This is a genomic window from Curtobacterium sp. MCPF17_021 (assembly GCF_003234605.2).
Lineage (GTDB): Bacteria > Actinomycetota > Actinomycetes > Actinomycetales > Microbacteriaceae > Curtobacterium > Curtobacterium flaccumfaciens.
The window spans coordinates 3,430,928-3,455,316 of sequence record NZ_CP126252.1 but is presented as its reverse complement, the minus strand read 5'-3'; the positions used below and the strand labels follow the sequence as shown (position 1 = coordinate 3,455,316).

General features: G+C 71.9%; 25 protein-coding genes and 1 riboswitch. Of the genes, 13 read left to right on the top strand and 12 right to left on the bottom strand.

Features of this window, described 5'->3' with window-relative positions:
* Positions 1–67: 67 nt before the first annotated feature.
* Genes DEJ29_RS16305 through DEJ29_RS16290 form a run of 4 tightly spaced genes read left to right on the top strand, consistent with a single transcriptional unit; the run spans position 68 to position 4,198 of the window.
* A complete protein-coding gene (locus DEJ29_RS16305; RefSeq protein ID WP_111032298.1) occupies positions 68–1,210 on the top strand; it encodes an ABC transporter substrate-binding protein in 1,143 nt (380 codons plus the stop codon).
* Positions 1,211–1,215: 5 nt separating this feature from the next.
* A complete protein-coding gene (locus tag DEJ29_RS16300) occupies positions 1,216–2,220 on the top strand; it encodes an ABC transporter permease (protein WP_258375995.1) in 1,005 nt (334 codons plus the stop codon).
* On the top strand, positions 2,217–3,131 hold the full coding sequence (locus tag DEJ29_RS16295; RefSeq protein ID WP_111095609.1) for an ABC transporter permease: 915 nt from the start codon (positions 2,217–2,219) through the stop codon (positions 3,129–3,131). Before DEJ29_RS16300 ends, DEJ29_RS16295 begins: the two co-directional genes overlap by 4 nt.
* Positions 3,128–4,198, top strand: a complete 1,071-nt coding sequence (locus tag DEJ29_RS16290) for an ABC transporter ATP-binding protein (RefSeq protein WP_111054111.1) — start codon at positions 3,128–3,130, stop codon at positions 4,196–4,198. The genes DEJ29_RS16295 and DEJ29_RS16290 overlap by 4 nt, the downstream gene beginning before the upstream one ends.
* 176 nt (positions 4,199–4,374) lie before the next feature.
* Here the strand turns inward: DEJ29_RS16290 and DEJ29_RS16285 are convergent, their stop codons facing one another.
* On the bottom strand, positions 4,375–4,854 hold the full coding sequence (locus DEJ29_RS16285; RefSeq protein ID WP_017888122.1) for an NUDIX hydrolase: 480 nt from the start codon (positions 4,852–4,854) through the stop codon (positions 4,375–4,377).
* A gap of 61 nt (positions 4,855–4,915) precedes the next feature.
* On the opposite strand from DEJ29_RS16285, the gene nagB reads away from it, so the two are divergent.
* Positions 4,916–5,701, top strand: a complete 786-nt coding sequence (nagB, locus tag DEJ29_RS16280) for a glucosamine-6-phosphate deaminase (RefSeq protein WP_071404694.1) — start codon at positions 4,916–4,918, stop codon at positions 5,699–5,701.
* A gap of 15 nt (positions 5,702–5,716) precedes the next feature.
* On the opposite strand, the gene DEJ29_RS16275 is transcribed toward nagB, so the two are convergent.
* Positions 5,717–6,892: a MalY/PatB family protein gene (locus tag DEJ29_RS16275; RefSeq protein WP_111095610.1), complete on the bottom strand. Its 1,176-nt coding sequence runs from the start codon at positions 6,890–6,892 to the stop codon at positions 5,717–5,719.
* A 146-nt stretch (positions 6,893–7,038) separates the two neighbouring features.
* On the opposite strand from DEJ29_RS16275, the gene DEJ29_RS16270 reads away from it, so the two are divergent.
* The 4 genes from DEJ29_RS16270 (at position 7,039) to DEJ29_RS16255 (ending at position 12,247) form a co-directional block, all read left to right on the top strand.
* Complete coding sequence (locus DEJ29_RS16270; RefSeq protein WP_258375996.1) at positions 7,039–9,486, top strand: GH92 family glycosyl hydrolase; 2,448 nt, start codon at positions 7,039–7,041, stop codon at positions 9,484–9,486.
* Positions 9,487–9,553: 67 nt separating this feature from the next.
* Complete coding sequence (locus DEJ29_RS16265) at positions 9,554–9,832, top strand: hypothetical protein (protein WP_111029039.1); 279 nt, start codon at positions 9,554–9,556, stop codon at positions 9,830–9,832.
* On the top strand, positions 9,829–11,700 hold the full coding sequence (locus tag DEJ29_RS16260; RefSeq protein WP_111095612.1) for an alpha/beta hydrolase: 1,872 nt from the start codon (positions 9,829–9,831) through the stop codon (positions 11,698–11,700). The genes DEJ29_RS16265 and DEJ29_RS16260 overlap by 4 nt, the downstream gene beginning before the upstream one ends.
* Complete coding sequence (locus DEJ29_RS16255; protein ID WP_258375997.1) at positions 11,684–12,247, top strand: hypothetical protein; 564 nt, start codon at positions 11,684–11,686, stop codon at positions 12,245–12,247. The genes DEJ29_RS16260 and DEJ29_RS16255 overlap by 17 nt, the downstream gene beginning before the upstream one ends.
* 34 nt (positions 12,248–12,281) lie before the next feature.
* On the opposite strand, the gene nagA is transcribed toward DEJ29_RS16255, so the two are convergent.
* The 6 genes from nagA to DEJ29_RS16225 form a co-directional block, all read right to left on the bottom strand.
* Positions 12,282–13,448 (bottom strand): N-acetylglucosamine-6-phosphate deacetylase, encoded by a 1,167-nt coding sequence (gene nagA, locus DEJ29_RS16250; RefSeq protein WP_111095614.1) that lies wholly within the window; start codon positions 13,446–13,448, stop codon positions 12,282–12,284.
* Positions 13,445–13,852 (bottom strand): YrdB family protein, encoded by a 408-nt coding sequence (locus DEJ29_RS16245; RefSeq protein ID WP_084740750.1) that lies wholly within the window; start codon positions 13,850–13,852, stop codon positions 13,445–13,447. Before DEJ29_RS16245 ends, nagA begins: the two co-directional genes overlap by 4 nt.
* Positions 13,853–13,860: 8 nt before the next feature.
* Positions 13,861–14,721, bottom strand: a complete 861-nt coding sequence (purU, locus tag DEJ29_RS16240) for a formyltetrahydrofolate deformylase (protein ID WP_110861849.1) — start codon at positions 14,719–14,721, stop codon at positions 13,861–13,863.
* A 111-nt stretch (positions 14,722–14,832) separates the two neighbouring features.
* Positions 14,833–16,170: an MFS transporter gene (locus tag DEJ29_RS16235; protein ID WP_111095615.1), complete on the bottom strand. Its 1,338-nt coding sequence runs from the start codon at positions 16,168–16,170 to the stop codon at positions 14,833–14,835.
* Positions 16,171–16,281: 111 nt separating this feature from the next.
* Entirely contained in the window at positions 16,282–16,707 is a 426-nt protein-coding gene (locus DEJ29_RS16230; protein ID WP_220037357.1) for a MarR family winged helix-turn-helix transcriptional regulator, read from the bottom strand.
* 56 nt (positions 16,708–16,763) lie between these two features.
* The gene (locus DEJ29_RS16225; RefSeq protein WP_111095616.1) at positions 16,764–17,219 is read right to left on the bottom strand and encodes a MarR family winged helix-turn-helix transcriptional regulator; all 456 of its coding nucleotides are present in this window, start codon (positions 17,217–17,219) and stop codon (positions 16,764–16,766) included.
* 75 nt (positions 17,220–17,294) lie between these two features.
* Between DEJ29_RS16225 and DEJ29_RS16220 the strand changes: the two genes are divergently transcribed.
* Positions 17,295–18,167: an NAD(P)H-binding protein gene (locus DEJ29_RS16220; protein ID WP_111095617.1), complete on the top strand. Its 873-nt coding sequence runs from the start codon at positions 17,295–17,297 to the stop codon at positions 18,165–18,167.
* Between the two features lie 43 nt (positions 18,168–18,210).
* Here DEJ29_RS16220 and DEJ29_RS16215 read toward each other — a convergent pair whose 3' ends face one another.
* Positions 18,211–18,684 (bottom strand): DUF2017 family protein, encoded by a 474-nt coding sequence (locus DEJ29_RS16215; protein ID WP_111095618.1) that lies wholly within the window; start codon positions 18,682–18,684, stop codon positions 18,211–18,213.
* Positions 18,681–18,986, bottom strand: coding sequence for an ATP-dependent Clp protease adapter ClpS (gene clpS, locus DEJ29_RS16210; protein WP_071404706.1), 306 nt, complete (start codon positions 18,984–18,986; stop codon positions 18,681–18,683). Before clpS ends, DEJ29_RS16215 begins: the two co-directional genes overlap by 4 nt.
* A gap of 38 nt (positions 18,987–19,024) precedes the next feature.
* A riboswitch (ZMP/ZTP riboswitch) is annotated at positions 19,025–19,109 on the top strand.
* 96 nt (positions 19,110–19,205) lie between these two features.
* On the opposite strand from clpS, the gene glyA reads away from it, so the two are divergent.
* The 3 genes from glyA to DEJ29_RS16195 all read left to right on the top strand — a co-directional run bounded on the left by glyA (position 19,206) and on the right by DEJ29_RS16195 (position 22,017).
* On the top strand, positions 19,206–20,483 hold the full coding sequence (gene glyA, locus DEJ29_RS16205; protein WP_017888107.1) for a serine hydroxymethyltransferase: 1,278 nt from the start codon (positions 19,206–19,208) through the stop codon (positions 20,481–20,483).
* Between the two features lie 8 nt (positions 20,484–20,491).
* The gene (locus DEJ29_RS16200) at positions 20,492–21,415 is read left to right on the top strand and encodes a tetrahydrofolate dehydrogenase/cyclohydrolase catalytic domain-containing protein (protein WP_111095642.1); all 924 of its coding nucleotides are present in this window, start codon (positions 20,492–20,494) and stop codon (positions 21,413–21,415) included.
* A gap of 152 nt (positions 21,416–21,567) precedes the next feature.
* Positions 21,568–22,017, top strand: a complete 450-nt coding sequence (locus DEJ29_RS16195; protein WP_111095619.1) for a hypothetical protein — start codon at positions 21,568–21,570, stop codon at positions 22,015–22,017.
* Between the two features lie 138 nt (positions 22,018–22,155).
* Here the strand turns inward: DEJ29_RS16195 and galK are convergent, their stop codons facing one another.
* A complete protein-coding gene (gene galK, locus DEJ29_RS16190; RefSeq protein WP_111095620.1) occupies positions 22,156–23,295 on the bottom strand; it encodes a galactokinase in 1,140 nt (379 codons plus the stop codon).
* Positions 23,292–24,389: a galactose-1-phosphate uridylyltransferase gene (gene galT, locus DEJ29_RS16185; RefSeq protein ID WP_111095621.1), complete on the bottom strand. Its 1,098-nt coding sequence runs from the start codon at positions 24,387–24,389 to the stop codon at positions 23,292–23,294. Before galT ends, galK begins: the two co-directional genes overlap by 4 nt.

Below are 24,389 nucleotides of genomic sequence, written 5' to 3'. Positions count from 1 at the left end.
TCCACGATCGACCAGAACCCGGACACCCGGTCCCCGCAGCACCTTCCCCCACCCGAAAGGCCCACCCGTGCAGCACAAGCGCACCCTGGCCGGCATCGCCCTGGCCGCCGCAGCAGTCGTCACCCTCGCCGGATGCTCCTCGACGAGCTCCGCCAGCACGAGCAAGGGCGACGCCGACTGGAAGACCACCACCAGCGCCCAGTCCGCCGGCGGCATGGACGCCCTGGTCAAGGCCGCCAAGGCCGAGGGCCAGCTCAACGTCATCACGCTCCCGCCGACGTGGGCCAACTACGGCAAGATCATCGACGGCTTCACCAAGAAGTACGGCATCAAGATCAACTCCGCGAACCCGAACGGCTCGAGCGCCGACGAGGTCGCCGCGGTCAAGTCGCAGAAGGGCCAGTCCACCGCCCCCGACGTGCTCGACCTCGGCAACGCCGTGCTGCAGGAGAACCTCGACCTGTTCGCCGACTACAAGGTCGCGAACTGGGACGACATCCCCACGAACCTGAAGGACGAGGACGGCGCCTGGACGCGCGACTACACCGGCCTGATGTCGATCGGGTACGACTCGTCGAAGATCTCCGACGCCCCGAAGGACATGACGGACCTGCTCGGCTCCGAGTACAAGGGCAAGGTCTCGATCGGCGGCGACCCGACGCAGGCGAACCAGGCCGCGTCCGCGGTGTACCTGGCGGCGCTGGAGAACGGCGGCTCGGCCGACGACATCACCAAGGGCGTCGACTTCTTCGGCAAGCTCAAGCAGGCCGGCAACTTCCAGAACGTGCTGCCGACGCAGGCCACCGTCGCCTCGGGTGAGACCCCGGTCGTCGTCCAGTGGTCGTACAACAACCTAGCCTGGGGCCCGGCGGCGGGCGCGAGTGGCAACAAGGACTGGAAGACCGTCGTCCCGAAGGGGCAGGCGCTCGGGTCGTACTACTCGCAGGCCATCAACAAGGACGCCCCGCACCCCGCGGCCGCCCGCCTGTGGGAGGAGTACATCGCCAGCCCCGAGGTCCAGAACCTGTACCTGCAGGCCGGCGCCTTCCCGTCCACCCTCGCCGCGCTGACGAAGTCGGGCAAGGTCGACCAGGACGCCCTCGACGCCGCCGGTGGCGCACCGAAGGACTACGTCGAGCTGACCGACGCGCAGGTCGCCGACGCCGCCAAGGTGCTCAAGGCCAAGTGGTCCTCGACGATGGGGTCCTGAGCAGCATGACCACCGCATCGGCAGACGCGCCCGCGGCGAGCGGCGCAGCCGCGACCGACGCCGCACCGGCGACGAGCGCGACGAGCGCGACGAGCCCCGTGCGCCCGACGTCCGCACGAGCGTCCGCCGATGCCGTCCGCCGCGGCGCCGGACCCCGTGTCCGGCGCCGCGTCGGCCTCGCCTGGCTGGGGCTGACGCCCTTCGCCGCCTACGTCCTGCTGTTCCTCGCCGTCCCTGCCGTGATCGCGATCGGCAGTGGCTTCTTCGACGGCTCCGGAGCGTTCACGTTCGCGAACCTCGCGGCCTTCGCCGACCCGTCCGTGCTGCGGGCGTTCGGCGGGTCGTTCGGCCTGTCCGCCGCCTCCGCGGTCATCGGTGCCGTGCTCGGCGCGGTCGTCTGCTGGGCGCTCTCGGCACTGCGGCCGGACGGACTGGTCCGGTCGATGATCGACTCGGCGGCGAGCGTCCTCGCCCAGTTCGGTGGCGTCATGCTCGCGTTCGCGTTCATCGCGACGATCGGCGTGCAAGGCCTCGTCACGACGTGGTTGGTCACGGTCTTCCACGTCGACCTCAACGCGGACGGCGCCTTCCTCTACACGGTGCCCGGGCTCGTGATCCCCTACGTCTACTTCCAGGTGCCGCTCATGGTCCTCACGTTCATGCCCGCACTCGAGGGCGTCAAGGCCCAGTGGGGCGAGGCCGCCGCGACCCTCGGCGCCTCGCGCATGACGTACTGGCGCCGGATCGCGTTGCCGGTCCTGGCGCCGGCGTTCTGGGGGTCGCTCCTGCTGCTCTTCGCGAACGGCTTCTCGTCGTTCGCCACCGCCGCGGCCCTCATCTCGCAGGGCGGCATCGTGCCGCTGACGATCCGCACGCAGCTCACCAGCGAGACGCTCGCCGGCCTGCAGAACGTCGCCGGGGTGCTCGCCTTCGGCATGGTCGTCGTGATGGCGGTCGTGATGGGCGCGTACTCGCTGCTGCAGCGCCGTGCCGCGAGGTGGCAGCGATGAGCGCGGCGGCCCCGGTCCGTCCGGTCCGCCCGGCGAAGTCGGTTCGGCTCGGAGGCCCGTCCCGCGTCCGCCGCTTCGGCACGGCCCCGTCCCGTGGTGCGGCAGCGATCGTGCTCACCGTGATCGGGCTCCTGTTCGCCGTGCCGCTGGTCGCCCTGCTGCAGTTCACCTTCCGGCAGGGCACCGACGGCGGGCTCACCTTCGCGCACTGGGCGGCGATCGGTGACCCGGCCAACGCGTTCACCTACCAGCCCGTGTTCGACGGGCTCGGGGCGTCGCTGCTCATCGCCGTGATCACCGTCGGGATCGTGCTGCTCGTGCTGCTGCCCGCCCAGATCATCACCGCGCTCCGCTACCCCAGGCTCCGGAGCGTCCTGGAGTTCGTCTGCATCGTGCCGATCACCGTGCCGGTCGTGGTGCTCGTCGTCGGGTTCATCCCCGTGTACCAGGTCGTCTCGCAGGTCTTCGGATCCGGCTCCTGGACGCTGGCGTTCGCGATCGGGATCATCACGCTGCCGTTCGCGTTCCGCCCGATCGCCGCCGCCATCACCGCGACGGACCTGATCGTTCTGTCCGAGGCTGCCCGGTCGCTCGGTGCCTCGTGGTGGACCGTCACCTGGCGTGTGCTCCTGCCGAACCTGCGGCGGGGCATCACCGCCGCGTGCTTCCTCACGATCACCGTGGTCCTCGGCGAGTACACCCTCGCCGCGTTCCTCTCCCGCAGCACGTTCCAGACCGGGCTCGTGCTCGTGCAGGGGACCGACCCGTACGTCGCCGCGATCTTCTCGGTCGCCGCGCTCGTGTTCGGCTTCGTGCTGCTCGTCCTCATCGGCCGCATCGGGACCCGTCGCACGGGCCGAGTCCGCCGCACCCGCACCACCCGTCGTCCCCGCCTCGAGGAGTCCGCATGACCGTCACCGCTCCGGCAGCCCCGGCGTCCCTCGCCACCACCGGCGCCGTCGTCGAACTCCACGCCGTCGAGAAGCACTACGGCGCACACCGTGCACTCGCGGGACTGTCCCTCCGCGTCGAGCCGGGGGAGTTCGTCTCGCTCCTCGGCCCGTCCGGTTGCGGGAAGACGACGGCGCTCCGCGCGCTCGCGGGCCTCGAGGCCATCGACGCCGGTTCGATCCGCATCGACGGCCAGGACGTCGCCGACACCCCGGTCAACAAGCGCGACATCGGCATGGTGTTCCAGCAGTACTCGCTGTTCCCGCACATGACGGTGCGGCAGAACGTCGCCTTCGGCCTCGAGATGCGCCGGGTCCCCGCCGCCGAGCGCAAGAGCCGCGTGGTCGAGGCCCTCGACATGGTCCGCCTCGGCGAGTTCGCCGAGCGGTACCCGCACCAGCTCTCCGGCGGGCAGCAGCAGCGCGTCGCCCTGGCCCGTGCCCTGGTCACCCGCCCCCGGGTGCTCCTGCTCGACGAGCCGCTGTCGGCCCTGGACGCGAAGGTCCGGGTGTCGCTGCGCGACGAGATCCGCCGCATCCAGAGCGACCTCGGCATCACCACCGTGTTCGTCACCCACGACCAGGAGGAGGCGCTCGCCGTCTCCGACCGGATCGCCGTGATGCAGGCGGGCGACATCGAGCAGGTCGGCACGCCCGAGGAGCTCTACCGCACCCCGTCGTCGGCGTTCACGGCGGACTTCGTCGGCCAGTCGAACCGGCTGCAGGGCGACCTGCGCGGGGGCGACGTCTTCGTGTACGGGTTCCGGGTGCCGGCGCTCGACTCCTCGGCTCCGGACGGGCCGGTGCTCGCCTACGTCCGGCCGGAGGACATCGCCTTCGCCCCGGAGGGCATCACCGGCACCGTCGTCACCTCGAGCTTCCTCGGGTCGATCCGCCGCACCACCGTCCGCCTGGACGACGACACCGTCGTGACCGTCCAGCACGAGGTCGGCGACCGCCGGGCCACCGGCGACCCCGTCGCCGTGCGCCTGCTCGGCGCACCCGTGGCGGTCGCGCCGCTCGCGTAGCTCCCCCCCCCCCCCGCGAAAGCGACAGATCGCGCTCGCGACCGCGCTCACCGTCGCGAAAGCGACAGATGGGCGCGGATGCTTCGCGGACTTCTGTCGCTTTGGCGGGGTGGGCGCGACCGACGGCGGACGGGAGGCCCGTGGCGGCCTGGCACCGCGCCTCCAGACCGGTGGGGTCAGCGCTGGAAGCGCGCCTCGCGCTCGTCGGCCAGCCCGGCCTCGACGCGTGCCCGCATGTTCTCCGACATGTCGGGCAGGGCGTCGAGCCGAGCCCAGAACGCCTCGGTGTTCTCGCCGTCGGCGGGGTTCGGCGTGCCGGAGACGTACCGGCAGGCGAAGACCAGGTCGAGGTACTGCGACCGGTCGCCGTTCGGGTAGGTCATCTCGGGCAGCACCTGGACCCATGCCAGGCGTTCGGCGACGGCGACGACGTCGGCTTCCTCGAGGACCTCGCGTTCGGCGGCGACGGCGGGTTCCTCGCCCGGGTCGACGATCCCGGTGACCGGCGTGTACGCGCCCGTGTCGGCACGCCGCACCACGAGCAGTTCGCGATCGGCGCCGGAGCCGCGGGTCACGATGGCGCTCACGCCCGACAGCCAGAGCGGCGCCGTGCCGATCTTCTCGCGCAGGGACAGGACGAAGTCGGGGGTCGGCATGCCGACCACGCTACCCACACGACCCCTGTCGCAGACTGGTCATGACCAGTAGGCTTGCCGTGTGGAGATCATCATCCTGCCCACGCCGGACGAGGTCGGTCGCGTCGCCGCGGCCAAGATCGCGTCCGTCGTCGCCAAGAAGCCGTCCGCCGTCATCGGTCTCGCCACCGGATCCAGCCCGCAGGGCATCTACACCGACCTGCAGCGCCGGGTGCAGGCGGGCGAGATCTCGTTCGCCGAGGCCCGTGGGTTCGCCCTCGACGAGTACGTCGGCATCCCGCTCGAGCACCCCGAGTCGTACGCGGCCGTGATCGCCCGCGACGTCGTGGCACCGCTCGGCTTCGACGCCTCGCGCGTGCGAGTGCCGGACGGCCGTGCCGCCGACCTGGAGTTCGCGGCCAAGGAGTACGACGCCGCGATCCGTGCCGCGGGCGGGATCGACGTGCAGATCCTCGGCATCGGGGCCAACGGCCACATCGGGTTCAACGAGCCGACGTCGTCGTTCGCCTCGCGCACCCGCATCAAGACCCTCGCGCCGTCCACCCGTGACGCCAACGCGCGCTTCTTCGACTCGCCCGAGCAGGTCCCGACGCACTGCATGACGCAGGGGCTCGGCACCATCCTCGAGGCCCGCGAGCTCGTCCTCGTCGCCCAGGGTTCGTCGAAGGCGGCCGCCGTCGCCGCGGCGATCGAGGGGCCGCTCAGCTCCTTCGTGCCCGGTTCGGCCCTGCAACTGCACGAGCACGCGACCGTCGTCGTCGACGAGGAAGCCGCCGCCGGGCTGCAGCTCGCCGACTACTACCGCTACACGTACGCGAACAAGCCGGCCTGGCAGCGGTTCGAGTAGGCGTCTGGCTCGGGGTCAGGCCCTGGCGGCTGCGGCGAGGCGGCTGAGTCCTTCGTCGAGGGTCTCCGCCGAGCAGCCGAAGTTCAGCCGCGCGAAGCCCCGGCCCTGCCGTCCGAACGCCGGGCCGGAGCCGAGTGCCACCTTCGCCCGGTCGACGAGCTCCGCCGCGGGGTCGTCGCCCCACGGCAGCGCGCGCAGGTCGAGCCACGCCAGGTACGACGCCTGCGGTTGCCGGTACTCGGCGCCGGGCAGCACGTCGCCGATCCGCTCGGCCAGGGCGCGCCGGTTCGCCGCGAGCTCGGTGAGCAGCGACGCCAGCCACGGCCCGCCCTCGCTGAAGGCCGCGACGCTCGCCGTGTAGCCGAGGATGCCGGTGCGCTCGACGACCTCGGTCGGCAGTCCGTCGAACCAGGCGCGGGCCCGCTCCGAGGCGCCGATCATCATCGCGCACTTCGTGCCGGCGAGGTTCCAGGCCTTGCTCGCACTCGTCAGGGCGACGCCGAGCGACGCGGCCTCGGGGCAGGACTCCAGGAACGGCGTGAACACCGCGTCGGCGTGCACGAGCGGCGCGTGGATCTCGTCGGACACCACGACGGCGCCCCACTCGGCGGCCAGCTTCGCGAGTGCGACGAGCGACGAGCGGTCGTGCACCAGGCCGAGGGGGTTGTGCGGGTTGCAGAGCAGCACCGTGCGGGCTCCGTCGGCGAACGCCTGTGCGACGCCGTCGAGGTCCATCCGCCAGCCGGCCGTGGTGTCGAAGGGGTCAGCCGGGCTCGTGGGGGCGAGCAGCGGGACCTCGGTGACGGTGCCGCCGGCCTCGGACACGTACTCCCAGAACGGCGGGTACACGGGCGGCATGATGACGACCTGGTCGCCCGGCTCGATGACCCGGCGCAGCACCTCGACCGCCGCGACCGACACGTCCGTGGTGGTGCGGACCAGGTCGGGGTCGACCCGCCATGCCCACCGGCTCTCGGCGAAGTCGGCGAACGCCTCGGGCAGGGCCCGTCCGTGCCCGACGTACCCGGTGTCGCCGTTCGTCACCGCCGTGACCAGGGCGTCGCGGATCGGTTCGGCGAGCATGCTGTCCATCTCGGCGACGAACATGGGGAGCACGTCCGGCGGGTAGGCCGTGTACTTCTCGCTCGTGCGGGACCGGTACGCATCGAAGACGGACACCATGACGCTCATGCGCCCATCCTGACAGCGAGGCACGCGGGGCGCGAGGGTCGGGCGCCGGGCGAGGCCGGGCCCGACGCCGAACCCGACGTGAACAGCGGGAGAGCGGTCGGTGACGCAGGCGGCGTCCCCCGTCCGAGGGGGCTAGCGTCACCGATGTGAACCGATCTCGCGTGCACCGTCGCCCGCTCGTCCGTCCGCTCCCGCTCGCCGCGGTGGCCACGATCGCCGCACTGCTGGGCACGGCGATCGTCGCCGCGCCGGCCGTGGCCTCGCCGTCGACGCAGGCCGGGCGCACCGTCAGCGATCCCGCGCGGTACGTCGACCCCTTCATCGGCACGAGCAACAACGGCAACACCTGGCCGGGTGCCACGGCGCCGTTCGGGATGATGCAGTGGAGTCCCACGGGCACCGCGGGTGACCAGACGTCGACCCCGGTCGCGAACGGCTACTCGTACGACGTGAACCGGCTGCGCGGCTTCAGCCTGACGCACCTGAACGGTGCCGGGTGTGCTCCCGGGGCTGCCGGTGACGTGCCGATCATGCCGGTCACGACCCCGGTCACGACCTCGCCGTCGGCCGACTCGAAGGACGCCGTCTACGCCGCCGGGTACTCCCACGACCAGGAGTCCGCCAGCCCCGGCCGCTACGGCGTCACGCTCGACAACGGCGTCCGCACCGACCTGGCCGTGACCACCCGTGCCGGCGTCGGCGCGTTCACGTTCCCGGCTGGCAAGGACGCGAACCTGCTCTTCCGCACGTCGAACTCGATCAACGGCAGCGAGGCTGCGATCACCCGCGTCGACCCGCGCACCCGCACGGTCAGCGGCAGCGTCCTGACCGGCGGCTTCTGCAGCCGCCGCGCGAACGGCGGCGGCGCCACCAACCCGGACCGCCGCAGCTACTACCGCCTCTACTTCACCGCGACCTTCGACACGGCGTTCACGAGCACCGGCACCTGGAAGGACGGCACGGTCCAGCCCGGAGGCACGTCCTCCTCCGGTGGGGAGGGCTACCTGACCGGCGCCGACCGCGCCGGACGCGGCTCCGGCGCGTGGGTCGGGTTCGATGCGCGTCGCGGAGCGACGGTGCAGGCGAATATCGGCATCTCGTACGTGAGCGCGGCCGGGGCGGCCGCGAACCGTGACGGCGAGGTGACCAAGCGCTCGACCGTCGCCAGCGTGGCGGCCGGCACACGGGCCTCCTGGAACCGTGAACTGTCGCGCCTGCGCGTCGGTGGCGGCACGGCGGACCGGACCACCCAGCTGTACACGTCGGTCTACCACGCACTCATGCAGCCGAACACGCTGAACGACCGCGACGGTCGTTACCTCGGGCCCGACCTGCGGGTGCACCGGATGGACCGCGGACACCGGGCCGTCTACGGCACGTACTCCGGGTGGGACCAGTACCGGGCGCAGATCCAGCTGCTGGCCTTGCTGCGGCCGGACGTCGCCGGGGACATGGCGCAGTCGATGCTGCGGTTCGCCGAGCAGAACGGCGGCGTGTGGGACCGGTGGCTGCACCTCGGAGCTCCGACGCACGTGATGACCGGCGACCCCTCGGCCGCGACGCTCGCAACCTGGTACGCCATGGGCGTCCGGAACTTCGACGTCCGGGCCGCCTACGCCTCGCTCAAGCGCCAGGCGACGGTCGAGAACGCGGACGCCGAGAGCGACATCGGGTGCCCGGGGCAGTGCCTGGCGCAGCGGCCCGCACTCGACGAGTACCTGGAGCGCCAGTACGCGGCGAACGACGACTGCTCCTGCTGGGGTGGTGCGGCCGAGACCCTCGAGGACTCAATCTCCGACAGCGCGCTCGGGTACTGGGCGGGTTCGCTCGGGCTGCGCTCGGATGCCCGGATGTTCGCGGAGCGTGGGTCCTACTGGAAGAACACCTTCAACGCCGCCGTCGGCTACCAGGCTGCTCGTCAGGCCGACGGATCGTGGACGCCCGACTGGTCGCCCTCGACCGGCACCGGGTTCGCACAGGGCACCAGCGCGCAGTACACCTGGCTCGTGCCGCAGGACGTGCAGGGGCTGTCGAGCGCGCTCGGCGGTGACGACGCCGCAACCGCGCGGCTCGACGACTTCTTCCACGACAGCACCGGTGCGTTCGCGGTTACGGGTGGCGACGCCACGAAGTTCGACCCGACGAACGAGCCCGACATCCACACGCCGTGGATGTACAACGCGCTCGGCAAGCCCTGGAAGACGCAGGAGACCGTGCGGCAGGTCGTGGACGACGCCTACTCGACCGGCCCAGGCGGCCTGCCGGGCAACGACGACCTCGGCACCATGAGCGCCTGGTACGTCTTCGCGTCGATCGGTCTGTTCCCGCAGACGCCCGGGCGAGCGGAGATGCTCATCGGCAGCCCGACGTTCAGCACGGTCGACATCCGTCGCTCGAGCGGCGAGCGGATCGTCATCCGGTCCTCGGGGACCGAGCCGTACGTGCAGGGCGCCCGGTTGAACGGGTGGACGCACGAGCGGTCCTGGGTGCCGGCGTCGTTCGTGACGCGGGGCGGCACGTTGTCCCTGCGGGTCGGGGACACGGCGGACACGTCGTGGGCGAGTGGCCAGCGGGGGCGCCCGATCGACCGCTGAACACTGCTTGACACACCGTACTTCAGCGGTGATATGTTGACCTCCTCGGGGAACACGAGGGGGCACCATGGGGGATCTGACGGTCGACCTGCCGACCATGCAGGCGGTCGCACGAGCGGCGGGGCAGGCGGTCACCGACCTCCGCTCTGAGCGCCCGTTGTCCGGTTCGGACGGCGGCGCGTTCGGCTCGGGGGCTGTCGAGTCCGCGTTCGTCGCGTCGGCCAGGGCGCACGACGCGATGATCCGCTCCCTCGGTGACGACGCGGACACGCTGCGCGAGTACGTGACCGCCGCCGCCGAAGCGGTCCTGCGTGCGGATGCCGACCTCGCCCGGCGGGTCCGGTGAGCGCGGACCCGGTCGCGGGCGACCCGGACGGCATCCAGCGGATCGCCCGTCGGCACGACGACCACTCGGACGCGGTCCGTGACGGCGCCCGGCACGTGCTCGTCGCCGCGGAGCACGCGGCGTCCGGCTGGGCGGGGCGGGCGCAACAGCGGTTCCTCGTGACGGCGGCGGCGATGCCGGCGAGTGCCCAGCGCGTCGCGGCGCGGCTGGACGCGGCGTCGGCCGCACTCGCCACCTACGCACGCCAGGTGCGGGAGATCCAGGACGACGCCGCGAGCCTGCAGACGACCCGGCGGAACACCGCGGACGACATCGCGGCCAACCAGCGGGCGATCCGCGATGCCACCGTGGTGGCGTCCGGACCGGATGCGGTCGAGTCGGACCGTGCGCTCCTGCAGCAGCTGGAGCGCAGCGGCGAGTGGTTGGCAGCGCTGGACGCTCGGCTGACGGCGCAGTGGGACGAGCTCGTCGCCCGCCGAGCCGCAGCCGACCGAGCGGCGGCCTCCGCGCTCGAGGACCGGTCGGTGCTCGGCAAGCTGGTCTCCGCCACGGTCGTGTCCGCGATGAGCGACGGGCAGTTCCTCACCTGGCTCGGCACCCTCGACCCGGAGACCGTCGTCGCGCTCGGTGACGACGCACGGGTCGCCAAGCGGCTCGCCGGACTCGACCCTGCGCAGGTGGCCGGGTGGTGGCAGGCGATGTCGGGCGTCGACGGTGTGCCGTCCGCGGTCCAGCGGGCGTTCGTCGCGGCGATGCCGGCGGTCATCGGCAACCTGAACGGTGTCGCCTCCTGGGCGCGGGCACGGGCGAACACGACGGTGTTGGCTGACCGGCTCGCACACGCGCGGAAGCAGGTCCGCCACTGGCGTGGGCGGCACGACGCCGCCCGGAACCCGGCCGAAGCGGCGACGGCACGGGAGCAGCTGCTCGTCTGGGAACGGCAGCGCGACGCCTACCGGAACATCCAGGACACCCTCGCCACGACACCGGTCTCGCTGGTGGCACTCGTCGACGACCGTCCCCCGCTCGCACAGATCGTCGCGGGTGACCTCGACCGTGCCACGCACGTCAGCGTCATCGTGCCGGGCATGAACACCGCGACGTACCAGGACGGCACGGTGCAGGACTACAGCGCGATCGCCCGCGGGATGCGTCGTGAGGAAGCCCGTGTGGCTGGTATCCGCCGCAGTGACATCGCCGTCGTGTCCTGGATCGGCTACCACCCGCCGATGGCCGACGACCCGTCCTTCCGGACCGTCCTGGCGGACGACCGCGCGCGAGCGGGCGCCGAGCGACTCGTCGCCGACCTCGACGGGTTCCACGCGGCACGAGCGGCTGCCGGGCGGGACGCCGACCTGACCGTCATGGGGCACTCCTACGGCACGACCGTGGCGACCATCGCCCTGACGAAGACCCACGCCGACCACGTGGTGCTGCTGGGCTCGGCCGGCGTGACGGACGCCGTACCGAACGCGTCCGCGCTGCACGTGCCCGAGGGGCAGGTCTTCGCCAGCCAGGGCGCGAAGGACGGCTGGGCCGTCACCGGGCAGAACCTGTCCGGTCGGCGTGACCCGACCGAGTCCACGTGGGACGCGCACGCGTTCAGCTCCGAGACCGAGGGCCGTGGGTCGGACACCCTGCACGGCGTCACCCGCCACGGGCCGTACGACGGCGATGACGACGACCGCCGGTACTCGTACTTCGACGACGGGACCACCGCCCAGCACAACGCTGCACGAGCGGCGATGGGACACGGGGACGAGATCCCCGAGCGGGGCGGCCCCTTCGACCGGATGCGGCAGCAGACCAGGGACGACTGGCTCATGTACGGCTGGCAGACCGGGGGCACCGGTGACCCGACGCTCTGAACCGTGGGGCGCCTCACTCGCCGGAGCCCTGGTGGTCACCGCACTCCTGACCGGGTGCACCGGCGCCGCCCCGGACTCCCCGATGCAGAAGGACACGTCGATGAACGTCGAACAGTCGCACCAGGACGTCCTGGACATCTTCGCCGCCGTGCGCTCGGTCGTCGGGCAGGACGGGTGGGGTGACGAGGACCCCGGGTGGAACCTCTGCGGAAGTGATGGCGAGGACGCTGCGCAGTACACCTACGCGAGCACTCGGCGGCTCCCGCTTCCTGGTACAGCGGATCAGGTCGCCGAGCGGGTCACCCGGGCCCTCGCGGCGATCGGGTACGAGGGTGCGCGTGTTCAGCACGACACGGAACTCACGCCGGAGCGGACGGTCATCAGCTACCCGAAGGGGTACCTCGGTGGGACAGCGGCAGACGGGTTCGCCATCTTCTTCCAGGCGTTCGATTCGTACGCGGACGTGTCCATCGACGGGCACTGCGTCCCGGGCCGGGCCCCACGGTTCGGTGAGCCCCTCAACCCCCGCCCGACCGACCTGCCGTGACGTGTCCGAGCGAGCCGTCTGTGCCGTGCGCGCTTCAGCGCAGCTCGCGCCCGCCGCCCCAGACGCGCTCGACCTCGAGCGACGGCGTCAGCGCCACCAGATCGGCGGCGAACCCCGGCGCCAGCCGACCCAGACGGTCGCCGAGCCCCAGCGCGCCGGCCGGCACGCTCGTCAGCGCCGCCACGGCCTCGGGCAGGGTCCGCCCGGCGAGCGAGACCGCGTTGCGGAGCGCCACGTCCTGCGTCAGCGTCGATCCCGCGATGGTCTCCGTCCCCGCGACGTGTGCGACACCGTCGGTCACCGTGACGTCGAGCGACCCGAGCCGGTACGAGCCGTCCGCAGCGCCGGCGGCACCCATCGCATCGGTGATCAGCGCCACCCGCCCCGGCGTCGCCCGGAAGAGCGTGTCCGCCACGACCGGGTGCACGTGGACGGCGTCCAGGATGAGTTCGAGCGTCACGCGGTCGTCCGACACGGCGGCGCCGATCGGCCCCGGTGCGCGGTGGTGCAGCCCGGGCATCGCGTTGCAGGCGTGGGTCAGGATCGTCGCGCCGGCGTCGAACGCGGCTCGGGCCTGGTCGTACGTGCCGACCGTGTGGCCGACGGCGACCGTGACGCCGGCGTCGACGTAGCGGCGAACGGCGTCGAGGGCTCCGGGCAGCTCGGGCGCGATCGTGACCTGGCGGATGACGCCCTCGCCCGCTTCGAGCAGGGCGTCGACCGCGGTGGGGGTCGGCTCGATCAGGAACGACTCGTTGTGGGCACCCTTGTTGTGCGGGGACAGGAACGGTCCCTCCAGGTGCACGCCGAGCACGAGCGGGTCGGTCGCCATCACGGCGCGGACGTGGGCCAGCGACGCCGCGAGGACGGGGACCGGGTTCGCGACGAGCGACAGGACGGAGCGGGTCGTGCCGTGCGAACGGTGCATCGCGAGCGAACGGTCGAACGAGTCGTCCTCGTACGCCTCGGTCGCCCCACCGTGCCCGTGCAGGTCCACGAAGCCGGGCGTCAGGACCGCGTCGCCCAGGTCGACGATCCGGTCGGCCGCGGGGGCCTCGGGACCGGAGCCGGTCGCGTGGATCGTGTCGCCGACGACCAGGACCCAGCCGTCGGCCGTGGTGCCGGCCGCGTCGACGACGCGGGCTGCACGGACCAGCGTGCGCTGGGCCTCCTGGCCGGTCCGGAGGCCCGTGGTGCTCATGCGGTCTCCTTGCGGAATGCGATCACGCCGCTCAGGGCGGCGATCACGATGAAGACGATCCCGACGACCGGGTGGCCGATTGAGATCCAGGTCGCGCCTGCGGCGACGACCAGGGCGACCTCGACGATGGTCTTGCCGACGATGTCCGTCTCGATCGGGGAGCGCGGCGATCGGAAGAAGTACCAGACGACCGCGGCGAACAGGGGAGCCCCGACCATGAACAGGTAGCCGGGAAGCGGGAGCTGCCACGACCAGTAGCCCCAGAAGGCCAGGGACAGCAGGCCGAACACCATCACGGCGATCCGCAGGATCATCCAGGCCTCGAACCGCCGACGCGGCTGCCGGACGGCTGCCGGGTCGGGGACCGATTCCCAGTCGACGGGGGACTGCGGGGCGTTGGTCATGGTGCTGCCTACTTGAAGATGATGGTGCGGGCGCCGTCGAGCAGGACGCGGTCCTCCGCGATCCAGCGCACCGCCTGGGTGAGCGTGCGGGACTCCTCGTCCTGCCCGATGGACACCAGCTCTGCCGGTTCCTTGGTGTGGTCGACGCGGACGACGTTCTGCTCGATGATCGGGCCCTCGTCGAGGTCGCTCGTCACGAAGTGCGCGGTCGCACCGATGAGCTTCACCCCGCGGGCATGCGCCTGCCGGTACGGGTTCGCGCCCTTGAAGCCGGGCAGGAACGAGTGGTGGATGTTCACGGCACGGCCCTCGAGTGCCGCGCAGAGTTCGGGCGACAGGATCTGCATGTAGCGGGCGAGGACGACGAGCTCGATGTCGTGCTCCTCCACCGCCTGCAGCACACGCCGCTCCATCTGCTCCTTCGACTCGGCGTCGGTGACCGGGCGGTGCTCGAACGGCACGGAGTAGAACGCGGCGAGCTCGGAGAGGTCTGCGTGGTTGGACAGCACGAGGGGGACCTCGATCGGCAGCTGTCCGCCACGCTGCCGGTAGAGCAGGTCGTTCAGGCAGTGGCCCGCCTTCGACACGAGCACGAGGGTGCGCAGTGGACGACCGACCACGTCGAGCTGGACGCGGGCGTCGTAGCGGGCGGCGACGGGGGCGAGTGCTGCCTCGAAGGCGGCGCGGTCCACCGGCGCCATCACCTGCAGGCGCATGAAGAAGGTGTTCGTGTCGGCGCTCGAGAACTGCTGCGACTCGGTGATGTTGCCCTGGGCGGCGACGATCGCTCCGGAGACGGCGTGCACGATCCCGGGCTGGTCGTCGCAGACGAGCGTCAGGGTCCAGTGCGTGGGGGTCGGGTCGGTCACCGGATCAGGGTACCGGCCGCGGGGGAGGTGCTTCGTGAGCAGGAATGGTCGAGTGCACCGCGGCGACTCGACCATTTGTGCTCACGAAGCGTCAGGCGGCGGGCGCCAGCGTCAGCGCCCGGCGCCGGCGTCGGCGTCCCGCAAGCGCCGGTCGGCCAGGGTCAGCACGGTCAGGAGCACCGCGACGCCGAGGATCACCCACGCCAGCACGTGCAGGTCCGGCGTCGTCGGGGCCTGGCCGAACACGCCACCGATGAGCGAGGATGCCGCGATCGCCCCGATGTACACCGCGGTGCGCGACAGCCCGGCCGCGGTGCCGATGTACTCCGCGGGGACGAGCCGGTACAGCGCCGCCTGGTTCGACACCGACGCCAGGGCCTGCGGCACCCCGAACAGCGCCGGGGTCAGGGCGAGCAGGACGACGGGCGACCCGGTGTGCAGGAAGAGCAGGAGCACACCGCCCAGGATCGGCACCAGTGCGGCGACGACGAGCGGCCCGCGGATCGCGGTCTTCCGTGCGACCACGAACGAGGCCACCCCGGCGACGATCGCGGCCGGCAGCTGGATGTACCCGGCGACGTCGCTCGGGTAGCCCGCGACGTCCTGCACCCACTGCGAGAACCCGTAGGTCATCGTGTAGGCGAGCAGGTACGTCAGGAACAGGCGGCCGTACGTGCGCGACAACGCGCCGTTCCGGGCGAGCAGCCGCACGTCGACGAACGGTCGCACGGCCCGCAGCTCCCACGCCACGAGGGCGACGAGCAGCACGACGGCCACCGCGAGCAGCCACCACAACCCGGCGGACAGGTCGAGCAGGAAGACGAGCAGCGCCGAGACGGTCCCGGTCATCAGCACCATGCCGAGCGGGTCGAGCGCCTGCAGCACCGGCAGCTCGGCGTCGTCTCGTGGACGCAGCCGGTCGGACGGCAGCCAGAGCGTCGCCACGACGATGCCGAACACCGCGAGCGGCACGTTCACCAGGAAGATCGCGTGCCAGCCGAACGCGGCGATGAGCGCCCCGCCGAGCGGTGGGCCGGCGGCGGCGGACACGAGCGACGTGATCGACAGCGCCCCGAGCACGAGCGGCGGCGTGGGCTTCCCGATCCGGACGGAGTGCTGCCGGAGGGTGGTGAGTGCCGCCGGGTACGCCGACGACGTCCCGATGCCGATGAGCACCCGGGCGAACACGGCCCCGCCGAACCCGGTCAGGACCTCGGGCACCACCCCGGCGATCCCGACGATGACGAGCCCGGTCAGGAACACCTTCTTCGGGCCGAACCGGTCGGCGAGCTTGCCCATCGTGGGCTGCGCGATCGCACTCGCCAGGTACAGGGCCGCGACGAGCCAGATTGCCTGTGCCGCACCGATGCCCAGGTCGCGGGAGATCGGGGTGAGGGCGACCGACACCATCGTGGTGTTGATCGGGTTGAGCAGGGGCCCGACGAGCACCGGGATGAGGAGCTTCGGGCCGAAGCCGCTGCCCGTGGTCGTGTCGGGGGTCGTGGTGGTGGACGTGAGAGCGCTTCTTCCGGTTGCAGGACTGGGCGAGGGGTGCGCGGGTCAGGGATCGACGATCGGCCCGAGCAGGTCCATCGCCCGCGCGACGACGCGGCGGTCCGCCTCGGGCAGGGTCGCGAGCCGCTCGGCGAGCTCGTGGTTCCGCGCGGCCCAGGCGGCCTGGCGGGCGTCCCGACCGGCCGCCGTCGCGCTGACGATCGACCGCCGGCCGTCCGTCGGGTCGGCCTGCCGCTCGGCCAGGCCGAGGTCGACCAGGGCCTGGACGGTCGCGCCCATCGACTGCGGTCGGACACCCTCGGCTCGCGCCAGGTCGGCGATGGTGGCCGGCCCGTGCCGCAGCAGGCGTCCGAGGGCGGCGGTCTGCGACGCCGTGACGTCGTCCGACTTCGAGGCCAGCAACGACCGCCGCAGTCGTCCGTGCATCGTCAGCACGGCGTCGGCCAGGTCGGTCTCCGGTGCGTCCGTCACGCCCCGGAGGCTAGTCCGTCACCAGCCCACCTTGCAAGTTTGCCTTCCGATACCGGTCAGGGAACGGCGGAACCGTCGTCGCGCGGGTCCGGCTCGAGCAGCGGGAGCAGGGTCGCCGAGATCGGTTCGGCACCGTCGCCGAACCATGCGTTGCTCGCCCGGACGATCGGGTGGGCGCGTGCCAGCAGCGCCTCGCCCTGGTCGGTCAGCCGCATCCGGGAGGCCCGTCCCCGGCCGGGTGCAGCCCCCCGCTCCACGAGTCCCCGCGTCGAGAGCCCCCCGATGAGCGTCGTCATGCTCTGCGGTCGGACGCCGACCGCCCGCGCCAGGTCGGCCTGGCTGAGCTCGCCCGCCGCCGCGAGCTGGATGAGCGCCCCGAACTCCACGGGCGTCAACCCGAGCGGCGCCAGCTCGGCCGCGAGCCGGCGGGAGAGCGTCCGTGCGGCCCGGATCACCGTCCACGCCACGATGCCGTCGACGTCGTCGCGCGGGGCTGGGAGTTCCTGGGGCACGGGGCGATCGTACCGGCGTAGGTTCTGGTATCAGGAACCTGATACCAGAACGGGTCAGCGGGACGAGGAGCAGACATGGGCGAGATCGTGGCGGTCACCGGCGTGACCGGGGACGTCGGGGGCAAGACTGCGGAGCTGCTGCGGGCGGCCGGGGTGACGGTGCGTGCCGTGGTCCGACGGCCCGAACAGGTCGACGCGCTCCGGGCGCGGGGCATCGACGGACGTCTGGCCGACCTGGACGACGAGGACGCGCTCACCGCGGCGCTCGAGGGGGTCGACCGGTTCTTCCTCGTGACGCCGGTCAGCCAGCGGCAGCGCGAGCAGGGCACCACCGGGGTCCGTGCGGCGCAGCGTGCAGGGATCGGCCGGATCGTGCAGCTGTCGGGCGGGGACGCCGCCGAGCACTCCCCGATGTCGTGGGCGAGCGCCGCCTGGCACATCGACCGGCTGGTGCGCGAGAGCGGGCTGGCGTGGACGATCCTGCACCCCTCGTCGTTCATGACGAACGTGCAGCCCTCGGCCCCGGCGATCCGACGGGGGTGGTTCCCGCACACCACGGGCCGCGGGGTGATCGGCTGGATCGACACCGAGGACATCGCCCGGACCGCCGCCCGGGTGCTGACGCAGGACGGCCACGACGGCACCGAACCGGTGCTCACCGGCCCGGACCTGCTCGATGCGCGGGGTGTCGCCGCCGCGCTCGCCACCGGGCTCGGCCGACCCGTGCGCGCCCTGCACCTGCCGAGCCGGGTCTACGCCGGCGTGCTGCGCGTGAGCGGCGTGCCCGCGTGGCAGGCCGAGGGGCTCCGGCAGCAGTTCGGCCGGGTCGTCCGCCGCGGTCTCGACGGCGTCGACGTGATGAGCGACGACGTCCGGCGCATCACCGGCACCGCACCCCGGAGCCTGACCGACTGGGCGCGAGCCCACCGCGACGACCTGCTGGGGTGACCCGTCGCGCCGGAGGTGATCCGGGCCTCCAGGCCGTGGGCCGTCAGCGTGACGTGAGCGTGACGACCAGGTGCTCCTGCACGTAGCCGAGCCAGTCGTAGACGTCGCGCAGGCCGACGCCCGCGTCGGCCTCGACCGATCGCTCCTCGTCGTCGGCGTCCTCGATGCCCAGCCGGTCGGCGATCGTCAACCGCAGGTCGGTGAGGGTGCGGAGCCACGCCTGCTCGTCCTCGGCGTCGAGCGAACCGTCGCGGGTGCCCGTCAGCCAGTCGTGCACGATCGCAGCGTTCGTCGTCTTCTGCGTGAGCAGGTCGGACTGCGTGTACTTCCGGAACTCCGCGCTCGCATCGTCGTCACCCGGGTAGGCGTCCGGGAACATCCGCTCACTGATCGGGTCGGTGGACAGGTCGCCACCGAGCACCTGCCGCAGCTGCTCGGTGAGCGAGGCGAGCAGGTCGCGCTCGCCGGAGGACAGGCCGAGGTGCACGCCGTCGGCGCGGCGGACGAACGGGATCACGCTTCGGGGGCCTTGTCGACCGTGGCCTGCAGTCCGTAGCCGTGCATCGACTGCACGTGGGCCTCCATCGACTCACGCGGACCCGTCGCCACGATCGCCCGGCCGTCGTCGTTCACCTGGTGCATGAGCCGCTCGGCCTGCTCGCGCGAGAACCCGAAGTGCCGCTGGAAGACGTAGGTGACGTACGACATCAGGTTCACCGGGTCGTCCCACACCACCGTGACCCACGGGGTGTCCGCCCGCGCACTGGTCCGTTCGTCCGTGGTGGTCCGTTCGTCCACGTCGGGCGAGAGCAGCGTCATGCATCCAGGGTGACACAGGGTGCGGTGGCTCGGTACGATCGTCAGGTCGCGACTGGCGTTGGATGGGTCACCATCGGGGAGCGACAAAGACACGGTGCGCGGCCGTACGCCTGGGCTGCACCGACCGACCGTCCGAGTGCGACCAGCTGGTCGTCCGCACACCGTAGGAGTCCCGTGTCCATTGCCGATCTGCCCCCGTTCGTCTCCGACTCGGCCGAGGTGGCCGAGCAGGCCGCCGCACGCGCCGCCTTCAACGCCCCGCTCACCGAGGTCGACCCCGAGATCGCCGCCGTCCTGCAGCAGGAGCTCGGCCGCCAGCGCGACACCCTCGAGATGATCGCGTCCGAGAACTTCGTGCCGCGTGCCGTGCTCGAGTCGCAGGGCTCCGTGCTCACCAACAAGTACGCCGAGGGCTACCCGGGCAAGCGCTACTACGGCGGCTGCGAGTACGTCGACGTCGCCGAGCAGCTCGCCATCGACCGTGCCAAGGCGCTCTTCGGTGCCGAGTACGCGAACGTGCAGCCGCACTCCGGCGCGACCGCGAACGCGGCCGTCCTGCACGCCATCGCCTCGGCCGGCGACACGATCCTCGGCCTCGAGCTCGCCCACGGCGGTCACCTGACCCACGGCATGAAGCTCAACTTCTCCGGCCGCATCTACAACGCCGTGGCGTACGGCGTCGACCCCGAGACGTTCGAGGTCGACTACGACGACATCCGCGCGAAGGCCATCGAGCACCAGCCGAAGGTCCTGATCGCCGGTTGGTCCGCCTACCCGCGCCAGCTCGACTTCGCGAAGTTCCGCGAGATCGCGGACGAGGTCGGTGCGAAACTCTGGGTCGACATGGCGCACTTCGCCGGCCTCGTGGCCGCCGGTCTGCACCCGTCCCCGGTCCCGCACGCGCACGTCGTCTCGTCGACGGTCCACAAGACCCTCGGCGGTCCCCGCTCGGGCATCATCCTGTCGAACGACGAGACCCTGTTCAAGAAGCTGAATTCCGCGGTCTTCCCGGGCCAGCAGGGCGGCCCGCTCATGCACGTGATCGCCGCGAAGGCCACCGCGTTCCTGCTCGCCGGCACCCCGGAGTTCAAGGACCGTCAGGAGCGCACGATCCGTGGCGCCCAAGCCCTCGCCGCCCGCCTGACCGCCGACGACGCCAAGGCCGCGGGCATCGACGTGCTCACCGGCGGCACCGACGTGCACCTGGTGCTCGTCGACCTGCGCGCGTCCGAGGTCGACGGCAAGCAGGCCGAAGACCTGCTGCACGAGGTCGGCATCACCGTGAACCGCAACTCCGTGCCGTTCGACCCGCGCCCGCCGATGGTCACCTCGGGTGTCCGCATCGGCACCTCGGCGCTGGCCACCCGCGGATTCGGCGACGCCGAGTTCACCGAGGTGGCCGACATCATCGCGCTGACCCTCATGCCGAACCCGGACGTCGCAGCACTCTCGGCCCGGGTGAAGGTCCTGACCGACGCGTTCCCGCTCTACGCGTGAGCGGTTCGATCAGCGCGGCGCTCCCGCGCGAGCTCTGGGCCGGTGCGGGCAGTGCCGTCCGCATCGACGGCACCGCCCTTGCCGCCCGGACGCTCGACGAACTCCGGGGCCGGATCGACCGCCTGCACGAGCACGGCATCCGTCCGGGCCTCGGCACGATCATGGTCGGCTCGAACCCCGGCTCGATGTCCTACGTCGCGGGCAAGCACCGCGACTCGGCGTCGATCGGGCTCGACTCGCACCGCATCGACCTGCCCGAGACGGCGTCCGCTGCCGACATCCGGGCAGCGATCCTGCAGATGAACGACGACCCCCGGGTCACCGCGTTCATCGTGCAGCTCCCGCTGCCGCAGGGCATCGACCCGACGCCGATGCTCGAGCTCATGGACCCGTCGAAGGACGCCGACGGCCTGCACCCGACGAACCTCGGCGAGCTGGTGCTCGCCGTGCCCGGTGGTGCCGGCACGATCGACGCACCGCTGCCCTGCACGCCGCGGGGCATCGTCGCGATGCTCGACGCGTACGAGATCCCGATCCGTGGCGCGCACGTCACGATCATCGGCCAGGGGCTGACCGTCGGACGCCCGCTCGGCCTGCTGCTCACGCGGCTCGAGGCGACCGCGACCCTGACGCACTCGCTGACCGCCGACGTCGCCGCGGAGTGCCGTCGCGCCGACATCATCGTCGCTGCGGCCGGGGTCGCCGGGCTCGTCAAGCCGGACTGGGTCCAGCCCGGTGCCGCCGTCATCGACGTGGGGATCACCCGCGTGGTCAACGAGGAGACGGGGAAGGCGAAGCTGCACGGGGACGTCGACCCCGCGGTCGCGTCGGTCGCGGGCTTCCTGTCGCCGACCCCCGGCGGCGTCGGGCCGATGACCCGCGCGATGCTCATGAAGAACGTCGTCGAGGCCGCCGAGCGCCAGTTGAAGTAGCGCGGGGTCGCGCGCGGTCGCGCGCGGCGTGCGCTCGCGTGACGCTCGCGTGGCGCTCGCGTGGCGATGGTGAGCAGCAATGGTCGGGTGGCGTCATCGCACCCGACCATTGCTGCTCACGAAGTGCACTCCGCCGGTGCTACGGTCGCGGCATGGGGGAAGAACGTCTGCAGACGACGCCGGTGATGCGAGCCCGGCCCGAGCCGTCGCAAGTGACCAAGGACGCCCGGTGGCTGATCGTCATCGTGGTGCTCTGCGTGCTGTTCCAGGCTCCGGGGTCGACCTGGGCGACGACCTTCGTGCACGCCGGCCAGGAGTACACGTTCACGTCGGGCCCCTGGTCCGGATGGACGCTCGCGACGGTGGGGTTCGCGATCGCCGGGTTCGTCGTCGCGATCGCCCGCCGTGGTGCAGCCCGGTTCGACGAGCACACCGTGATGGGCCTGACCCTGGCCGCCGTGCTCGGGACCACCGCCCTGGTGTGGTTGCTCATGCCGGCGCAGACCGCGTGGGTGGAGTGGGCCGTGGAGCACGGTCGGACGCACCCGTTCGTGCTCGGGAACGTGGTGGAGTACGTCCGGTACGCGGACTACCTCGGCTGAGTCGGCGGGGGCGCGGCGGGGTGCTGCCGTTCTTTCGCGCCGAGCGACAGTCCACGGGCTGATCGCCGCGTGAACTGTCGCTGAGCGCGAAACGTCGAGCGCGCGAGCGGCTGAGCGCGCACGCGCGCGCCGCACCCGTCAGTCGCGCCGGGCGCCCTGCGCGGCGTGCACCGTGAACACGTTCGGCTCGCGGAACCCGGCGTCGGCGAAGGCGACGGTGACGGCGGCGGCGATCGCCCCGCGTGACTCCTGGTCGACCAGCGCGATCGCCGCACCGCCGAACCCGCCACCGGTCATGCGCGCACCGACGGCACCCTGCTCGACCGCGGTCGCGACGGCCAGATCGAGCTCCGGCACGGAGATCTCGAAGTCGTCGCGCATCGACTCGTGCGACGCGACGAGCAGGGAACCGATCGCCCGGGGACCCAGTTCGCGCAGCGTGCGGACGGTGTCGAGGACGCGCTGGTCCTCGGTCACGATGTGCCGTACGCGGCGGAAGGTCTCGTCGTCCAGGAGCTCCTGCGCACGAGGCAGATCCTCGACGCTGACGTCACGCAGGGCCTCGACACCGAGCACCCGCGCACCCTTCTCGCACGAGGCCCGACGAGCCGCGTAGCCACCGGTCGCGTGGGCGTGCTCGACGCGGGTGTCGATCACCAGGACCTCGAGCCCGTTCGCCTCGAGCGCCAGGTCGACGACGGCGGTGTCGAGCGTGCGGCAGTCGAGGAACACGACGGCGTCCTGCTCGCCGAGCAGCGAGGCGGACTGGTCCATGATCCCGGTGGGGGCACCGACGGCGTGGTTCTCCGAGTACTGCCCGACGCGCGCCAGGGTCTTCCGGTCGAGGCCAAGTTCCCACAGGTCGTTGAAGGCCAGCGCGACACCGCACTCGATCGCCGCACTGGACGACAGGCCCGCACCGACCGGCACGTCGGACTCGATGAAGACGTCGAACCCGGTCTTGTCGTCCAGATCGGCACCGGCCTGCTCGCGCAGGGCCCAGGCGATCCCGAAGACGTAGGCCGACCAACCGTCCATGGCCTCGGGTGACAGGTCGTCGAGGGACAGCGCCACCGGCTCGCTCGAGGCGTCGAAGGCGGAGGCGACGCGGATCGTCCGGTCGTCACGCTGCGCGATGGAGGCGGTGGTGCGACGGTCGATCGCGAAGGGCAGCACGTAGCCGTCGTTGTAGTCGGTGTGCTCACCGATCAGGTTGACGCGACCCGGGGCGGAGTACCGCACCGTCGGTTCGTACCCGTAGACCTGCTGGAACGTCATGCGCGCTCGACTCCCTGTCGGATGAACTCGGCCGCCTTCTCGGGCACGAGGTCCCCGATCCAGGCGCCCATGGCGGCTTCGCTGCCGGCCAGGAACTTCAACTTGTCCGCCGCACGTCGCGGCGAGGTGATCTGCAGCATCAGCCGCACGGTGTCGCGGGCGGCGTGCACCGGTGCCTGGTGCCACGCGGCGATGTACGGCGTCGGGTCGCCGTAGAGCGCGTCGAGCCCACGGGTGAGTCGGAGGTGCATGTGCGCCAGCTCGTCCTTCTCGGCGTCGGTCAGACCGGCGAAGTCGGGGACGTGACGGTGCGGCAGCATGTGGATCTCGATGGGCCAGCGTGCGGCGAACGGGACGAAGGCGGTGAAGTGCTCGCCAGCGAGGACGACCCGCTCGGAACCCCGCTCGTTCGCGAGGTGCTGCTCGAACAGGTCCGGGCCGAACCGTTCGATGCTCGCGAGCAGCCGCTGCGTGCGCGGGGTGATGTACGGGTACGAGTAGATCTGTCCGTGCGGGTGGTGCAGCGTGACGCCGATCGCCTCGCCCCGGTTCTCGAAGGGGAACACCTGCTGGATGCCCGGCATCGCGGAGAGTGCGGCCGTGCGGTCGGCCCAGGCTTCGACGACGGTGCGGGCACGCGACTCGGAGATGGAGGCGAAGGAGCCCGAGGTCTCGGGCGAGAAGCACACGACCTCGCACCGGCCGACCGAGCGGAGCTGGCGGTTCAGGCCGACGTCGCTCAGGGACTCGAGCGACTCGGGAGCGTCGTCGGCTTCGAGCAGCGGGCCGAACGACGGCGAGCGGTTCTCGAACACGGCGACGTCGTAGCGGCTCGGGATCTCGGACGGGTTGGCCGGACTCTGGGGCGCGAGCGGGTCCTGGTCGGCCGGCGGCAGGAACACCCGGTTCTGCCGGGACGCCGCGATCGACACCCACTCGCCCGTCAGGACGTCCTGCCGCATCCGCGCCGTCTCGGGCCGCGGGTCGAGCACGCGCTCGTCGATGCTGCGTTCTGCGGGCAGCGTCGAGTCGGCGTCGTCGAAGTAGAAGAGGTCGCGGCCGTCCGCGAGCTTCGTCACGCGCTTGGTGATCAC

Excerpts from the sequence above, each read along its gene's own strand:
- clpS (WP_071404706.1), bottom strand. The coding sequence starts at position 18,986 with ATGACGCTGCTCTCGCCCGACGTGGACGAACGGACCACCACGGACGAA.
- DEJ29_RS16265 (WP_111029039.1), top strand. The coding sequence starts at position 9,554 with ATGGGGGATCTGACGGTCGACCTGCCGACCATGCAGGCGGTCGCACGA.
- DEJ29_RS16195 (WP_111095619.1), top strand. The coding sequence starts at position 21,568 with ATGGGGGAAGAACGTCTGCAGACGACGCCGGTGATGCGAGCCCGGCCC.
- nagA (WP_111095614.1), bottom strand. The coding sequence starts at position 13,448 with ATGAGCACCACGGGCCTCCGGACCGGCCAGGAGGCCCAGCGCACGCTG.
- DEJ29_RS16290 (WP_111054111.1), top strand. The coding sequence starts at position 3,128 with ATGACCGTCACCGCTCCGGCAGCCCCGGCGTCCCTCGCCACCACCGGC.
- DEJ29_RS16220 (WP_111095617.1), top strand. The coding sequence starts at position 17,295 with ATGGGCGAGATCGTGGCGGTCACCGGCGTGACCGGGGACGTCGGGGGC.
- galK (WP_111095620.1), bottom strand. The coding sequence starts at position 23,295 with ATGACGTTCCAGCAGGTCTACGGGTACGAACCGACGGTGCGGTACTCC.
- DEJ29_RS16245 (WP_084740750.1), bottom strand. The coding sequence starts at position 13,852 with ATGACCAACGCCCCGCAGTCCCCCGTCGACTGGGAATCGGTCCCCGAC.
- DEJ29_RS16300 (WP_258375995.1), top strand. The coding sequence starts at position 1,216 with ATGACCACCGCATCGGCAGACGCGCCCGCGGCGAGCGGCGCAGCCGCG.
- DEJ29_RS16295 (WP_111095609.1), top strand. The coding sequence starts at position 2,217 with ATGAGCGCGGCGGCCCCGGTCCGTCCGGTCCGCCCGGCGAAGTCGGTT.
- DEJ29_RS16275 (WP_111095610.1), bottom strand. The coding sequence starts at position 6,892 with ATGAGCGTCATGGTGTCCGTCTTCGATGCGTACCGGTCCCGCACGAGC.
- DEJ29_RS16285 (WP_017888122.1), bottom strand. The coding sequence starts at position 4,854 with ATGCCGACCCCCGACTTCGTCCTGTCCCTGCGCGAGAAGATCGGCACG.